The organism is Vibrio sp. 1401 (assembly GCF_033340295.1).
On record NZ_JAWOWF010000346.1, the window covers coordinates 1 to 716 of the forward strand.

A 716-nucleotide genomic window follows, 5' to 3' on the forward strand; every position below is an offset into this window, starting at 1 on the left:
GAGTAGTTGAATGGCATCGAGCGCCATTTGTGTCGCCAATTCTGCGCTGTACAAAATCACCCCGGCGGCATCTTTGCGCGTGCATTCACCACGATCACAAGCCGCTGCGACGGTGTAGACGTACGCTTTTGCAGCGTTCATACGTGAGTACATGTCGGCCAATTTGCCCTGCACAAGCTGAAACTCGCCGATGGATTTGCCGAACTGTTTGCGCTCATGCACGTAGGGGACGACGATATCCATACACGCTTGCATAATGCCGAGTGGGCCAGCAGCTAAAACAACGCGCTCGTAATCAAGCCCACTCATCAATACTTCGACGCCACAATTGAGTGCTCCGAGAATGTTATCTTTAGGTACTTTGCAATTGTTGAAGACGAGCTCAGATGTGTTTGAGCCTCGCATTCCCAACTTATCGAGCTTTTGTGCGTCACTGAATCCGGTAAAACTGCGCTCGACGATAAACGCTGTGATCCCGCGCGATCCCGCATCAGCGTCTGTTTTGGCGTACACCACGACCACGTCCGCATCGGGGCCGTTCGTGATCCACATTTTTGTGCCATTGAGTAAGAAGTGGTCGCCTTTGTCTTCGGCTTTTAATTGCATGCTGACGACATCCGAACCTGAATTGACTTCGCTCATCGCCAGAGCGCCTATGTGCGAACCATCGACTAATTTAGGCAGATACTTTTCTCGTTGCGTTGGGGTGCCCTTTC

The 716-nt window shown here is 51.7% G+C and carries 1 protein-coding gene; it reads right to left on the minus strand.

The genetic code is table 11. The features are described from left to right. The coding region (locus tag R7Z77_RS25545) for an acyl-CoA dehydrogenase family protein (protein WP_318137074.1) at positions 1-716 on the minus strand (716 nt) is incomplete at both ends.